The following is a 14492-nucleotide window of genomic DNA, read 5'->3' as shown; positions in this document are numbered from 1 at the left end:
AATCTTTTGCCTTTTAGCCCATCATTTTTTCGATAGGCATAACTAATATTGAAGAGCAGCCTAGTGCTTTTAATTTTTCCATGGTTTCCCAAAACAAGGTTTCAGTAGAAACAACATGAATAGCCACATGCTCTTCATTGCCAGACAAAGGCAATACGGTTGGGTTTTCAGCGCCCGGTAACAAGCTTTTCACTTGTTCTAGGTAAGCTTTTGGTGCGTGAAGCATGATGTACTTGCTTTCTTTCGCTAGCAATACACCATCAACACGTGGCATAAGGCGATTAATAAGCGTTTGCTTTTCATCACTCATGTTGCCATCGGCACGTTGAATTAATACTGCTTTTGAGCGGAAGATGACATCTTCTTCTACTAGGCCGTTCGCTTCAAGGGTAGCGCCCGTTGATACCAAGTCACAGATAGCGTCGGCAACGCCTGCGCGTGGTGCAACTTCAACCGAACCTGTAAGCATGACTGCTTTAGCATTAATTTTTTGCTCTGCAAAATAACGCTCTAATAGGAATGGGTAAGTGGTAGCCACTTTCTTGCCTTCTAAAGACTGAATGTTGGTGTAGTCCATTTCAGTAGGCACGGCGATAGACAAGCGACAACCGCCGTAGTCTAAACGACGTAATACTTCATAATCAGAAGGCTTGTTAGATGCTTTGCGTTCTAACATTTTTTCTTCAAGTTCGTTTTCGCCAATGAAGCCAAGGTCGGCTACGCCGTCCATTACTAGCCCTGGAATATCGTCATCGCGAACACGTAATAAATCGATAGGCTCGTTGGTAGAATGCGCAATCAGCAGGCGATCACGAATGTTTAATTTAATGCCAATAGCCTTAAGTAGCGCGATGCTGTCATCGCTTAAACGGCCTGATTTCTGTATGGCAATTCGAAGTCTTTTGCTGTTACTCATTGAAACGTTCCTTTCACGTTGTACTACTTTTTACTGTCTTAACGATTACGCCTAAAACGAAAAACCCCCGGAAGTTTCCTTCCGAGGGTCGAGAATTTTTTCTATCTGCGCCACTGGAAGGAATAATAGACCTTCCAGCACGAACCTGAAAGGCTATGCTTTATGATGGTGGTGATGTTTTACAGCGCAGTTATTCATTTGATTTCTTAATACCTATTTCCGAACGGCTGAAACATTAGCGGTTTGCCCCCTATTTTGCAAGGCGAAAGTGAACTCTTTTTGCAGTTTCAGTCTAAATTAATATGTATATAGTAAAACTTTTTGATCTGAGCCAATGTGATCGTTTTCCCTATTAAGTAATGTAGACGATGAAATATCACAAAATTGACCTTAACGGGTTGGGGTAGCCATGAGTAATGACTTAATTTTTTCCATTTTACCGCGCAACACCAAAGTGCCCATCGAATCTGATAATAGGGTTAAAAAAGTGGCGCGCAGCGAAAAGGCAGAGGCACTCAATCAAGATGAAAAAGAGCAGCATGATGAAGTGCACATTGTTGATGAAATGGCGCAGCGGGAACGGCACGAAGAAAATGAAAAGAAAGAACACCCGAGCAACCAAGAAAATCGCCAACAAGAAGACAGCCAAGGCGATAAATCGATAGGACAGCAATTGAGCGAAAGTGAAAGCAGTGAGTTAGATACCGCAGATGCAACAGGCACTAAAATACCGCGGGGCATTAAGCATGTGGATATTACCATTTAACCGCAGCAGACTGCTTTCGGCTTCCTTCCCGTCATCTATTAAATGTTGCCCTCAGTATCTCTGCAGTAACAAAGACGCATTCTGCGAGCTTATATTATTTACAGCCCCGTTGTTTGATTGCACGCTTTAGTTCTGTAGGCAGTAAAAACGCATAGCTGATAAACATAAGCGCGATACCAGTCACAATAAACAAATCATCTGCATTTAAAGAAAGTAGCGCTGTCATAATAATACCTCTAGGCGTTGAAAAGGGATGTAATAAACTACACCCCAATATTACCAGTTCAGTGTGTACAAAATAGGGGTAGGCTACCCAACTTTAGTTTAAAAATCAGGCGTTTTTAGACTAATTGACTAATCGCAAGTTATTGGTGGTAAGCGAAGAGAAAGCTCACGAATGGTTACTAACTCACGATGCTTGTAAGCGAGCGCTGATGGGGTTTATTCGATATTATTAACATATGCTTGAATTGCTTTTTTATGTTGCTGTAGTTCGAAAGCTGTTGGGCAACGACAATAAAGTTGTGAGCCAAGTTGAAAACCTAAGTAATCAGAAATTGATTCAAATTGCTGAGTAAAACTTAAAGGCATCGCTTCATCCGTACCCGTAGCGATAACCGATATAGGCATGCCTTTAAGTTTTTTGCCTAGTTCTTTTTTGATAGTCAGCAAGTCCGTAAACCTATCGAAAAACGTCTTCAGTTGCGCAGACATTGAATACCAATAGACAGGTGTAGCGAAAATAACATGATCTGACTCAGTTAGTATTTCAATTAAATGTAAAAAGTCATCGCTTGTATTTTCGTGCTCATAGTCAAAATATGAAATGGAAAATTTATTAAGATCGATAATTTTTGCTTGTCGCTCGGCTGCCACTGCTTGCGCTAACTTCGAAGTATTTCCGTTTGAGCGGGAACTTGCTAAAAAAATGGTAAGTTTCAATCCAGTAGTCATCGACTTCCTAACACTATAATTTTTTAGGCATGAAGGCTTAGCTGCCAGTATCCAACATCTAACCATTCACCAAATTTAAACCCGACCTTAGGGAAATGTGCTACTTTTTCCATACCTAATTTTTCGTGTAAACCAACACTGGCGGGGTTAGGCAGAGTGATGCCACCAATTACACTGTTGATACCCAGAAGCTTTAATTTATCTAAAAGTGCTTCATAGAGTTCAGTGCCTAATCCATTTCCTTGGGCTTCGATAGAAAGGTAAACCGTTGACTCTACAGAAAAACGATAAGCCGTCCTTTCTTTCCATTTGGTAGCGTATGCATACCCTATGACTGCTTCGTCTTTAACTGCCACTATCCATGGTAATGAAGCTTCTGACACTTTTCTTAATCGATTAGACATCTCGTTGCTTGTCACTTCAGTTTCTTCGAAGGTGATACAGGTATTCGCAACATAGAAATTATAGATTTCAGCTATTTCGGGCGAGTCTTCTAAAACCGCATCTCTAATAATCATTCTCTCTCCAAATATTGACGGAGCGCATATCGTCTAATCATCACTGGTAGCACGCATCAGACAGAAAGCCAGAAGCAGGGTTGCGAGCACACCAAATCCTCCAGCCACCGCTGATGGTAAGAAGGCGTTACGGCCAAATACAATCAAAATTCCATTGGCGAGTATTGCAACAACACCCACTAGCGCAGTTAGTCCACCTAAGGGCTTAGCGCCATCTTTCATTTTTGCAATGCCAAAAATAAGTGCCGCAAAACCCAGCAGTAGCTTGGCAGCGTAATAAATCATGAAAGACAAGGCTACTACTGCGCCGGCTAATGGCCCTATGCTCTCGTTTTGACCAGCAGCCTCACGAAAGGGGGTAAACATAGTAAGGCCAACACTCACTTGTACTAAATTAAGGGCTGCGCTGAACGCAATGGCAGACCATCCTACATGGTAATGTTTAGCGCGCACCATCGCAGCGCCGGCAAAGGCCATAAGGAAAGTAAAAAGAATGCTTTCCGTTCCCCAAAATAGCTGCCGAGGAAAATCGATGCCAGCCATGCGAAGTAGGGTATATAGCGCCTGGGTAGCCGCCAACAAAAAGAGCAAATACGATGTCGCCCTAACCGTATGTTTATTCGTAAAATTCATGATTTTCCTTTGTTTTTTGTCTAACGTCTCTCTATTTAGTTTGTAGAGACATTTAAAATATCTACCCTAACACTTCAGATAGGGCTTCTTGTGCGCGCTAGCCGCCGCAGTCTAACCTAGACCCAATAAAAAGCCTTGTTACAGCAAATTGCTAAATAAACTTACACATGCCTAGGCCTAGTGTTTGACCGTCACGGGATGTGAACCCAAATTTTTCATAGAATTTCTCTTTACCATACGCTGAAAGTAATCCAACGGTTGAACCAACAGGGCAATGCAAAGTGAGATAGCGGTTGATGGATTGCATGATTTGAAAACCCAAGCCACGTTTTTGGTGTTCAGGGTTAACAATAATGTCTTGAACATAGAAGTACATAGCGTCATCACCTATTACCCGTCCACAGCCAATAAGTTGATTTTCTAAATAAAGTGAAACCCAGAATAAAGAGGAATCTATACTAGCTTGAATGATTGAAAGTTCTGGGTTTTCCCAACCTACGATGCTTCGAAGTGACGCGAAGTCGACAACTTTCGGGGGATCGTCTTTCAAAATAATCTGGGATGCTGACATTCTATTGCCCCATTAATTTGCTCTTCAGTTAAATGGTTGTAAATAACCTAAGCCAAATCCTTTTTTATTGCTAACGCTTAGTCTTTCTCGAGAATTCTATACTGCATCAATATGTTATATTTTGGTAGTGAAATCAATGCCATAATTTTATAGCTGAATAGCAAAAATCAAAACCATATATATAATTTAATAAAGCAATATCTCAGATGTGTTGTCGGCCGTTACAACTGGAAAGGTGGGAGCAGAGGACACAAGGCTGCGGGAATGGAATTCACTGAAGTTGAGGCTATTTACCAGTGTGTAAATCGCTTTCTTAAAAGAGAAACTGGCACCGGCCTCTATAATAAAAATTAAAAAGGGCCCAGCGCCAGATTGTTATTTTTAGCGCAATCTAGCTTTTATTAGTTAAGTTCTTTATCCACCCAGAACTTGGTACCTTTCACCGTGGCTTGCAAGGCTAAGCCGCTTTCGGTCATGGTATAAACCGTCACATTGCCTAAATAGCCTTCGCCTTCCGCTGACATACCTTTGTTACCGGCTTTAGCCGCGGCATCAGCGTTACCGCCTACAGTCCAACCATTCTCGATAAAGTAGTTCATGGCTTTTTGCGTGTGGAAAACCATCACTACACGGTAATCTTTCGCCCCTAGTCCAAGACCAACACCGCCTTCAGCCATATTCATATAGGTTTTTGTACCAGTGACTTGGTTGTTTACTACACCATATCCCGTACCTGCAGCAAAGAAAATAACGTTAATGTTTGCGTTGGTGAATACTGCATAACCCGCTGCATCACGCACTTGAGAGCGAGTATCAGGCTTTTCGATATAAAGTTTAGCCAGTGCATCTTGCTGCATATCTAAAATAGCTTGTCGCTTTTCAGCAACACTACCGTCACCCATAGAGGCACAACCAGTTACTGCAAGTAAAACTAAACCTACCAATGAAAGTGAAGTTAAGCTTTTGAAATTCATATTTTTTCCTTCGATTCAATTTTAAAACGTACTGTCTAAACTCAGGGTTTAGGTATTAAATTAACCTAAACGGGTCGGTTTAATCGTTTATTGCATGTCGCTACAATTCTAGTACGCAAAAAATGTGCTCAAAGGTTAGTTTTGAATGTAAATGTTATTGCTACTTTACCTTCTCAACCTTGAAACCTTGCTGTTCTAGCATGTTCAATACGCCCAATTCACCTGGCAAATGCAATGCGCCTACCAATACAAATTCAGTGGGTTTAGTTGCCAATGCTTTCACTAAAAATTGCATCCACGCTTTGTTTCTAGATGATAGAAGCGTATTGAATATATCAGGGTATTCGGATTTGAAATCAGCCATGCTTTCTTCGTACATTGTGTCGAGGTCGCCTGCTTTCCAACTCGATTTTAACTTAGGTAAAACCTGAGGGAGGGTTTCAACATCTTCAAGGGTGTATTGAATAAACGCATCTTCATCGCCATGGCCCATTTGCTGAATAAATGAAAGTTGTTGCTCGGGGCTTTCTAGCCAAAGAATGGTTTTATCGTCGTTTTTGCCGCGATTAAAGAAATGTTTATCTACGCCCTCACTGGTTAGCCCCATGATTTGTAGTTCAATCATGCTCAAAGTAATGCTTAAAAATGCAGGCTTATACATCATAAAATTAGAAAGTGATAAACCACGGGCTTCCATATGTGCTGATAAATTCGCTATGGTTTTTTCTGAAAGCTCATCAGCAAGGCTGTTACCTGAGGAGTAAGTTAGCTTGTTCATCATAGACTGCGCAAATGCTTGTGTTTCTAAGGCGTCTAAGTCTGTTTCAAACACTAAGGTTTCTGACTGTTGGTAAGCGGTGTCGTAAGCGTCAGGAAGGGGGTAGTCACTCTCGCTGAGTAAGTGAAGCGTACCGCCTATATAAAGAGTGTTTTCACCGTTACTAACTTTGAAAACCGAGGCAGAAAAGGCTGGTGTGGTTAGCCCTACTACATAAGTTGTAAGTAAAAGCGCTAAGCTAAAAGCACGTGGGCTGAATTTCATCATATTGTCCTATTAGATGATAATCAGCCACTTTACCGAGTAAATTACCTCTATTCAACTTAGGTCTATTTAATCAGCATTCAATGACTTTCTTACACGCTAGCCACGGAACAGCAAATATCGAGGCTGCTCATACCTAGGTAGCTAACTCAAGGATAGCTAACACAAGGATAGCTAACACAAGGATAGCTAACACAAAGGAAGCTTACACAAACCTGGTAATAGAAGTGCAGTCAAAAGGAGAGCTGCTAACGGTGCCAATCAATTTCTAGCTCCAGCGCATCTGGAATTTGTGACTGTCCTACCATTTCCTCATAAGGGGTAGATTGGCGCAGCCAAACATGTTCAAACTCCTCGGAATTAAAGTGGTCTTTAATTTCATTTAGACAATGAAATGTCTTTGGTCGAGACGTTTTGTCTCTTACTAACGTGCGGGATGCACCTAGCCCTGTTGCCGCTAAATAGCTACCGCCTTCAATTGACTCTATGTACAGATTCATGATTGTTCTCCGATATAACACGACTAGACACTACTATTTATAGTTCGTAGGCGTGAAAACGGATATTAAATTTAATTTAAACTTCGCATCGCCTCACTAAAACGAGCGCTAAAACCAAAGCGGCGCTTACACGTATCGCTAGATGCTAAGCTAGGTTTTCCACCAATGATTACGGCATACCATGATGCCTTCGTTACCTAGTGATTCTTTTAGTAATGCGCGATCTTCAAGGTTAAGGAACTCCCCCAACACAATACGTTGTTCGCCATCCACTAGGCTGACAGTGGGAAGGCGCCAGTCGTTTTCAACTTCGGTAAATTCAATATGCGCAGACGGACGAGTAAAAATGAGTGTGCGGTGACGTGTGCAAAAATGAATAGTGTGTGGAGCAATATCAATAGTTTCCCACCGATACGTACTGCGGGATACTTGGTACATGATAAAAATAAGCAATACAACTTCTACACCAGCAAAGGGTAATATTACCCAAACTCCCACCACCGCCCAGCCAATAGCGATAGTGAATACAGCAACGGCAAAAATTAACATCAGCCATTTAGTATCTTGCCAGCTTGCTGAACGGTTAGGCGTGAGCCGTAATCTTTTTTTACCTTGGAGTGAGATTGTTTCTAACATAAAGTTCAAAGGATAAAACGGGAACTACCTAGTAATATTAGTAGGCATTGGGTATTTTGCCGTCGTGATTTGTTTAAATAAAAACACTAGCCGTACACGAGAGTTCCATCTCCATGCGCCGTTTAGGAGAATGTGTTGAATCGTTTATTTCAATGGGTAATACAAAGCCCATTAAAAATGCTTTTGGTTGTACTGTGGGTAGTGGTGATTTTTTCTCAATCCGCGCCGCTAGTGCTTATTGCCGAAAATAGCCTTTTTAGTTTGCTTGGCATTATTGGCGCTATTTTCGCCAACGCGACCGGCGCGGGTGGGGGCGTGGTATTTGTTCCTTTTTTTAACCACTTAGCGTTTTCCTCACAGAGTGTGGTAGCCACCAGTTTCGCTATCCAATGCTGCGGCATGACTGCTGGCGCTATCACGTGGTGGCGTTATAAACGTTGTCATCATCAAACCGACAGTCAATGGTGCGCGTTACCTACAAGCTTAATGCTAAGCGTGCCTGCCTCACTGTGTGGTGTGTGGTTCGCTCAGTTTGGCCCAGAGCAGTTTAGTGTGCTTTCACCCTTAAAAGGCGGAATAGAACAGATTCACTTGGGGTTTGGCGCATTTTCTATATTGCTTGCTGTGGCTATTTTTGCCTCTATTCCTTTTTTAAAACGGGTTGCCTTAAAACAAGATGCTGAGCAATTCGATATTGTCGCGCTGCCAATTATTTCTTTTTTCGGGGGAATTGTTACCGCTTGGCTTTCTGTAGGGGTAGGCGAGCTGGTGGCTGTTTACCTTATCATTAGAGGATTCAATGTGACGATGTCGATTGCTGTTGCAGTCATCTTGTCAGCCTTTACCGTTTGGGGCGCTGTGATTTACCACGTGTTAGTAACCCAGGCCGTAGTTTGGGACGTAGTGATATTTGCAGGTGCAGGAGCGATTATCGGTGGCATGCTAGCAAAGTATGTTGTGCTGGCTTTTTCACCCCAAAAACTTAAACTTTTCTTTGGCACTTGGGTTCTTTTGCTCGGCGTATCTGGTTTACCTATTTTCTAAGTGCATATTTTGTAGAGGAATAGTTTGGCAAAAAAAGGATGCATGGATGACATATCAGACAACTCCCAAGAAAATTTATCGTGTAACGCAGCCCGAATGGTCGAAACAAGCCGTTATCTATCAGGTGAACACTCGCCAGTTTTCTGTATCTGGTACATTCAAAGAGGTAACCAAACGCTTAAATCATATTCGTGATTTAGGTACTGATATTCTTTGGCTTATGCCTATTCACCCAATAGGTGAAAAAAATCGAAAAGGTGAACTTGGTAGTCCGTACGCGGTTAAAGACTATTTGGACATTAACCCTGAGTTTGGCAATGCAGACGACTTTCAAGAGTTGGTGCAAGAAGCGCACAACCGAAATTTAAAAGTTATCCTAGACTGGGTGCCTAATCATAGCGCTTGGGACAACCCTCTAGTGGATACTCATCCTCATTGGTATGCCAGAGATCACCATGGTGAGTTTCGCCCTTCTCCTTGGTGGGATTGGTCAGATATTATCGAGTTTGATTACGACGAACCTGCGCTACGTGAGTATATGATTAATGCCATGCGCTATTGGGTTGAACGCTTTGACATTGATGGCTTTCGATGTGATGTAGCGGGGTATGTGCCGAACGATTTTTGGTATCAAGCGCGTGTTGCCTTAGATGCCATAAAACCCGTATTTATGTTGGCAGAGTGGGAAAATCGCGATTTACACGAAACCGCTTTTAACATGACTTATGCATGGAGCTGGAATGAAACCATGCATGAGCTCGCTCATGGGCGATGTTCTCTTGATAGACTGAGAAAATATTATTCATGGAATGAACGGGCGTGGCCGCACAGTGCTTATCGAATGACGTTCGTAAGTAACCACGATAAAAATGCGTGGGATGGTACTCAGGCAGAGCAGTTTGGCGATGCGTTAGAGGCTGCCATTGTGTTATCAGTGTTGGGTGAAGGTATGCCGCTTATTCACAATGGGCAAGAAGCAGGGGAAACAAAGCGTTTAGCGTTTTTCGAACGTGATCCCATTGAATGGCAACCTCATCGCATTGGTGATTTGTACAAAGCCTTAATTAAAATAAAAAAATCCATTCCTGCCTTAGGCAATGGGGAGTTTGGTGCCCGTATGATTCAGGTGCCAAGTAACGCTATGTCACAGGTATTCAGCTTTGTGAGAATGGATGAACATAACAAAGTGTTAGTTATCATCAATTTGTCAGACGCTTTATGCAACGTCACGTTTAATGACCCTATTCTTAATGGTCATTATTATAAGTGCACGCTCGATTCAGGTTCTTACCACCACGAGAGTAAAAGCGAAACCGAACATTTGCATATAAATAAGGCCGTTGAAATTGACCCGTGGGGCTATCAGGTATGGATTAGCTCTTATTAATTGGCAAGTATGGCAGAGCTTATTTGGCAGAGCTTGCATGGCTGAGCTCATATGGTAGAGCTCGCATACATCCGAAACTAGGGGTGAGTAAACGCTAGTGGTAAGTGAAATCTGTCATTCGGGATGGAATTTTTATGAATACTAACCATTTTTCGAAAAACTTTGGCATAATGCACCGCTTTGTGGCCTAGCGGCCAAATCTTCACTTTTACGTTAAGTACACTATGCCAACTATCGATGACATCTTTTCTTCCACGGGTTTACTTGCTAAGACTATCAATGGTTTTGTTCCCCGTGAAGCGCAAACAGAAATGGCGCAGGCGGTAAAAGAAGCGATTGATGAAACCGGCAGCCTAGTGGTTGAAGCCGGGACCGGTACGGGAAAAACCTTCGCGTATCTTGCACCAGCACTGTTAGCTGAAGGCAAAGCGATAGTGTCGACAGGAACGAAAAACCTGCAAGAGCAGTTATTTCATCGCGATTTACCTTTAGTAAAAAAAGCCCTTAGCAGCAGGCGTAAAACGGCGTTGTTAAAAGGTCGTGCGAATTACCTTTGCCTGCACCGACTAGAACAACATGGCGGTAACTCCACGTTAGTGGAGAAAGAGGTGTTAGGGCAACTATCTGAAGTGAAGCTGTGGTCTACCACCACCAAAACCGGCGATATGGGCGAGCTGAAAAGCTTACCTGAAGATGCTCGGGTGCTACCATTAGTTACGTCTACGGTAGATAACTGCCTGGGTCGCGACTGTCCCGATTATGAAGAGTGTTATTTGGTTAAGGCTCGGCGTAAAGCGTTAGATGCCGACATTATTGTGGTCAATCACCACTTATTTTTCGCTGATATGGCATTGAAAGACACAGGGTTCGGTGAGCTTATCCCAGAGGCCGATGCCATTATATTTGATGAAGCCCATCAAATACCCGATATTGCCGCAGACTACTTTGGTGAATCGCTTTCCACGCGCCAAATTCAAGATTTAGCCAAAGATATTACCCTTATTTTTAGAACCGTGTTGAAAGACGCGGCACAGTTAGACAAAGCTGCCGACAAATGCCGCATGATTGCTGCAGATTTGCGCCTGTTGTTTCCCGATACTACTCAACGAGGAAACTGGGCCGAAGCCTTGATGCGCGACGATGTGCGCTTACAAGTGGGTAAGCTAGCAGAGGCGCTAGGGGTATTACATGAAGTGTGTAAGCTGCATATTGGTCGCGACAAAGATTTAGATAATCTATATGAAAGAATAGTGTCCGTTAGGGAGCAACTTGACTCGTTAAGCGATGAGAAACAAGAAAATGTGAGCTTGTGGTATGAAACCACGACGCGCCATTTAATTATGCATTTAACGCCGTTGTCTATTGCAGCCAAGTTCCGCCGTTTTGTCGCATCGCCGCCTCGCGGGTGGGTATTTACCTCGGCGACCTTAATGGTTAACGGCGGCTTTGAACACTTTCAGCGCAGAATGGGGTTAGAAGACTCAAGAACGTTAGGCTTAGATAGCCCCTTTAACTACCCAGAACAAGCCATGTTATGTGTTCCTCGGTATTTGCCCGAGCCAAATAGTTTTTCAATGCGTGAAACCTTGCTGAATACGGCAAAAAGGTTAATTAAAGCCAGTAAAGGCCGATGCTTTTTGTTATTTACCAGTCATGCCATGCTGCGTGAAATAGCCGGCAAGCTAGAAGATGAAATTGATAATCCGCTGTTAGTGCAAGGCACAACAACGAAGCAGGCGTTATTAGATGCGTACTTGGCCGACGAAAAAGCCGTGTTAATGGGCACGGGCGCTTTTTGGGAAGGGGTAGATGTACGAGGAAATGATTTGGTGTGCGTCATGATCGATAAACTGCCATTCGCATCACCAGACGACCCGTTATTGCAAGCACGAATGGACGATGTTAAAAAGCGCGGCGCTAATCCATTTGGCGTTATTCAAATACCCCAAGCCGTCATTGCGTTAAAACAAGGTGCAGGGCGCTTAATTCGCGACCCTACCGATAAAGGTGTATTGGTAATTTGCGATAATCGCTTAGTCACCAAACCCTATGCGAAAACTTTTATAGGTAGCTTGCCGAATATGCGCAGAACCCGCAGTCTAGACGAAGTAGAGTCTTTTCTTGCAAGAATTGATGAAGAGTAAAAAATGAAGATTTTAGCCATCGACACGGCAACTGAAGCCTGTTCAGTAGCACTAAATACCGGCGACGCTGTCGTTTCACGTTTTGAAATTTGCCCTCAGCAACATAGTCAGCGTCTATTGCCAATGTTGGACGAAGTGTTAAAAGACGCAGGGCTTGTTCTTGGCGATTTGGATTTACTAGCGTTTGGCCGAGGCCCTGGCAGTTTCACTGGCGTGCGTATTGCCACAGGAATGATTCAAGGTCTAGCGCTTGGCACTGGTTTGAAGGTAGCTGGCGTAAGCACGCTTGCAGCTATGGCGCAGCAAGCGATAGTCAATAACCAGACGACAGCTAAGCAGGTTTCATGGGTAGTGTGTGCTACCGATGCCCGCATGGGCGAAGTTTACTTTGCCATCTACAAATCTGAAAATGGTTTATTGGAAGAAGTTGTGGCAGAGCAAGTGTGCCCGCCTGAAGTTGCTGTGGAACTGATCAATGACGCTATAGCGGCCAACCAAGGTGAGAACGTGAGTGAGTTTGAGCCTGTTGGTACTGGTTGGCAGGCTTACCCAGAACTTGAAGCATTGCTGTCTGATGATCATGAAGTGTCTATTGAATTTCCTGATGCGGTTTACATGCTTCCACTTGCTGAGCAACTCGCGAACAAAGGCGATGTTCAAGTGGCCAGTGATGTAAAACCTGTATATCTTCGAGACAAAGTAACGTGGAAAAAGTTACCGGGCCGCGAATAAGAGGGTAAGCGCCTCAGGCCTGATAACTTTTTGAGGCTCTTCATTCGAGAGCGTCTTCAAGAGCTTTTTCAAATGTTTCTTCAAGAGCATACTTCGAGCGCCTTATTCAAGCGCCTTTTAGTCTAAGTTAAACCGAACTCTCAGCCACTAACGGCTCCGTATACTACGAGCCTCTAAAACGAGGCCCTCAGGTGAGCAGTGAAAAGTCATAGTGTTCAGGCGCGATTCTTGCAAAGGTTTTTGCAAGTAGCACCTTAATATTGGGCGATGTAGTGTTCAGGAATGGCTTTTACAACTTAAGATACGTTGTATTCATCTCATTACTTCACCTACTTGATTTCATTTAAAAGACTGACACGTTTTTGGTATGCATATAACTAACAATTTTTCGATACCTTCATCGCATCAATCAGAGCCCTCACAAGGGCGCGTTGCTAAAGTTAATAAAGATGCGCAACAGCAAAGCAATAATGAAGGCAAGCAGCAGAATAACCATATTGTCGTTGCCCCAGATGCACAAGGCACCGACAATGCACAGGCTTATCAACGTTTCGTTCGAGAAGATAGTGCCGGCTATTCTCAGCAGGCTATTGCTTCGTATACCAGCTTTGAAAAACAGCAAGAGCGTGAGTCGGTACAAAGCATGTTCGGTGTAGATATATACGCTTAGCATTCATATTAAATCAGTGAATTCCTTGCGCGTTAGTGCCTTAATTTAATGCCCTCCAACTCAGTGTTATAAAACCCAGTTAAACTTTTTGCCAAAAATCCCGTCTAAAGATTAACAATCGTTTAAATCAATGTTCTTTATGGTATTTGCTGAGTATCAATGCTAACTTTTAGGCCAAAGAACCCTACTGGTAAGGTCATTTTTCATTGATAGTCTCTGGTGAAAATGGGGGTTAACAGGGTGACACCGTTACTCAGCGCATTAGGGTTCGATTCATTACTATTTGTAGTACTATATATTTTCTCGGCGCTTAGTATCAGTTACAAGTTAAAAGTGCTTAGGCGGCCAAAAGGAGGCTTCATGCTGGTTAGAATGTTAGTGATAGTAAGTGTGGTACTTTTCGCAGGTTGTGCGATTGTGCCAGAAAGCGTAGAGGTGCCTAAAGGTACTGAGCTAGTTTCTTATTCCAAGGCCGTTACCTCTGGCGCTAATGCTCAAGGTAAAATGGCGCGGTGGGGCGGTGTTATTGTTGGGGTTGAAAATAAGCCAAACAAAACCTTCATCGAACTTGTTCATTTTCCACTAAATAACTATGGCAAGCCTAATAGTAGCGGAGAAACCGTCGGGCGCTTTAAAGTGCAAATAGACGGTTTTGTCGACCCTATCGTTTTTGAAGAAGGTCGTTCGGCCACGTTTGTTGGCAAATTGGTACCACCCACATCAGGTATGGTAGGTGAACAGCCCTACATGTATCCTACAATATTGGCTGATGACTACCACATGTGGCGTAAACAAGAGGTTTACGACGTGAACATGTATTATTTTGATTATGGTACGGGTTGGTATTCACCGTTTATGCGGCACAGACCTTGGGGCTACCCAAGCTATAGAAGGGTGCGAGTAACACGCTACGATAATTCGCCTTCTAGCCCTAAACCTTCAAAGAGTCGGTCTAATGCTATTTCAACCTCGCATGAAAAAATGCGCAAGGATAAAGAGAAATAA

17 protein-coding genes and 1 other annotated feature are annotated in these 14492 nt (G+C 43.2%); of the genes, 7 read left to right on the top strand and 10 right to left on the bottom strand.

Features of this window, described 5'->3' with window-relative positions; genetic code table 11:
* Positions 1-13: 13 nt before the first annotated feature.
* A complete protein-coding gene (hisG, locus tag ALT761_RS13125; RefSeq protein ID WP_013783426.1) occupies positions 14-916 on the bottom strand; it encodes an ATP phosphoribosyltransferase in 903 nt (300 codons plus the stop codon).
* Positions 917-975: 59 nt separating this feature from the next.
* Positions 976-1094 (bottom strand) — a sequence feature (His leader region).
* A 231-nt stretch (positions 1095-1325) separates the two neighbouring features.
* Here hisG and ALT761_RS13120 point away from each other — a divergent pair.
* Entirely contained in the window at positions 1326-1682 is a 357-nt protein-coding gene (locus tag ALT761_RS13120) for a hypothetical protein (RefSeq protein ID WP_129739322.1), read from the top strand.
* 94 nt (positions 1683-1776) lie between these two features.
* On the opposite strand, the gene ALT761_RS20895 is transcribed toward ALT761_RS13120, so the two are convergent.
* The 9 genes from ALT761_RS20895 to ALT761_RS13080 all read right to left on the bottom strand — a co-directional run bounded on the left by ALT761_RS20895 (position 1777) and on the right by ALT761_RS13080 (position 7510).
* A complete protein-coding gene (locus ALT761_RS20895; protein WP_269472488.1) occupies positions 1777-1908 on the bottom strand; it encodes a hypothetical protein in 132 nt (43 codons plus the stop codon).
* 215 nt (positions 1909-2123) lie between these two features.
* The gene (locus ALT761_RS13115) at positions 2124-2636 is read right to left on the bottom strand and encodes a flavodoxin family protein (protein ID WP_129739320.1); all 513 of its coding nucleotides are present in this window, start codon (positions 2634-2636) and stop codon (positions 2124-2126) included.
* 23 nt (positions 2637-2659) lie between these two features.
* Positions 2660-3154 (bottom strand): arsinothricin resistance N-acetyltransferase ArsN1 family B, encoded by a 495-nt coding sequence (locus tag ALT761_RS13110; RefSeq protein WP_331903085.1) that lies wholly within the window; start codon positions 3152-3154, stop codon positions 2660-2662.
* 33 nt (positions 3155-3187) lie between these two features.
* On the bottom strand, positions 3188-3787 hold the full coding sequence (locus ALT761_RS13105; protein WP_129739318.1) for a thiamine biosynthesis protein ThiC: 600 nt from the start codon (positions 3785-3787) through the stop codon (positions 3188-3190).
* 151 nt (positions 3788-3938) lie between these two features.
* A complete protein-coding gene (locus ALT761_RS13100) occupies positions 3939-4358 on the bottom strand; it encodes a GNAT family N-acetyltransferase (RefSeq protein ID WP_129739316.1) in 420 nt (139 codons plus the stop codon).
* A gap of 401 nt (positions 4359-4759) precedes the next feature.
* Complete coding sequence (locus tag ALT761_RS13095; protein ID WP_129739314.1) at positions 4760-5332, bottom strand: YSC84-related protein; 573 nt, start codon at positions 5330-5332, stop codon at positions 4760-4762.
* 160 nt (positions 5333-5492) lie between these two features.
* Positions 5493-6377 (bottom strand): TraB/GumN family protein, encoded by an 885-nt coding sequence (locus ALT761_RS13090; RefSeq protein WP_232043454.1) that lies wholly within the window; start codon positions 6375-6377, stop codon positions 5493-5495.
* Between the two features lie 245 nt (positions 6378-6622).
* A complete protein-coding gene (locus ALT761_RS13085) occupies positions 6623-6874 on the bottom strand; it encodes a DUF6482 family protein (protein WP_129739312.1) in 252 nt (83 codons plus the stop codon).
* Between the two features lie 150 nt (positions 6875-7024).
* Positions 7025-7510, bottom strand: a complete 486-nt coding sequence (locus ALT761_RS13080) for a DUF2244 domain-containing protein (RefSeq protein WP_129739310.1) — start codon at positions 7508-7510, stop codon at positions 7025-7027.
* A gap of 177 nt (positions 7511-7687) precedes the next feature.
* Between ALT761_RS13080 and ALT761_RS13075 the strand changes: the two genes are divergently transcribed.
* From ALT761_RS13075 to ALT761_RS13050, 6 genes are all read left to right on the top strand, one after another.
* Positions 7688-8554 carry a sulfite exporter TauE/SafE family protein gene (locus ALT761_RS13075; RefSeq protein WP_129740645.1) on the top strand — a complete coding sequence of 289 codons (867 nt, stop codon included), beginning with the start codon at positions 7688-7690 and terminating at the stop codon, positions 8552-8554.
* 46 nt (positions 8555-8600) lie between these two features.
* Positions 8601-9941, top strand: a complete 1341-nt coding sequence (locus tag ALT761_RS13070; protein WP_129739308.1) for an alpha-amylase family glycosyl hydrolase — start codon at positions 8601-8603, stop codon at positions 9939-9941.
* A 224-nt stretch (positions 9942-10165) separates the two neighbouring features.
* A complete protein-coding gene (locus tag ALT761_RS13065) occupies positions 10166-12085 on the top strand; it encodes an ATP-dependent DNA helicase (protein ID WP_129739306.1) in 1920 nt (639 codons plus the stop codon).
* A gap of 3 nt (positions 12086-12088) precedes the next feature.
* Positions 12089-12817: a tRNA (adenosine(37)-N6)-threonylcarbamoyltransferase complex dimerization subunit type 1 TsaB gene (gene tsaB, locus ALT761_RS13060; protein ID WP_129739304.1), complete on the top strand. Its 729-nt coding sequence runs from the start codon at positions 12089-12091 to the stop codon at positions 12815-12817.
* A gap of 367 nt (positions 12818-13184) precedes the next feature.
* A complete protein-coding gene (locus tag ALT761_RS13055) occupies positions 13185-13487 on the top strand; it encodes a hypothetical protein (RefSeq protein ID WP_013783440.1) in 303 nt (100 codons plus the stop codon).
* Between the two features lie 360 nt (positions 13488-13847).
* Entirely contained in the window at positions 13848-14492 is a 645-nt protein-coding gene (locus ALT761_RS13050) for a Slp family lipoprotein (RefSeq protein ID WP_232043453.1), read from the top strand.

Source organism: Alteromonas sp. 76-1 (genome assembly GCF_900654235.1).
Taxonomy (GTDB): domain Bacteria; phylum Pseudomonadota; class Gammaproteobacteria; order Enterobacterales; family Alteromonadaceae; genus Alteromonas; species Alteromonas naphthalenivorans.
This window is presented reverse-complemented; position numbering and strand designations above follow the sequence as displayed.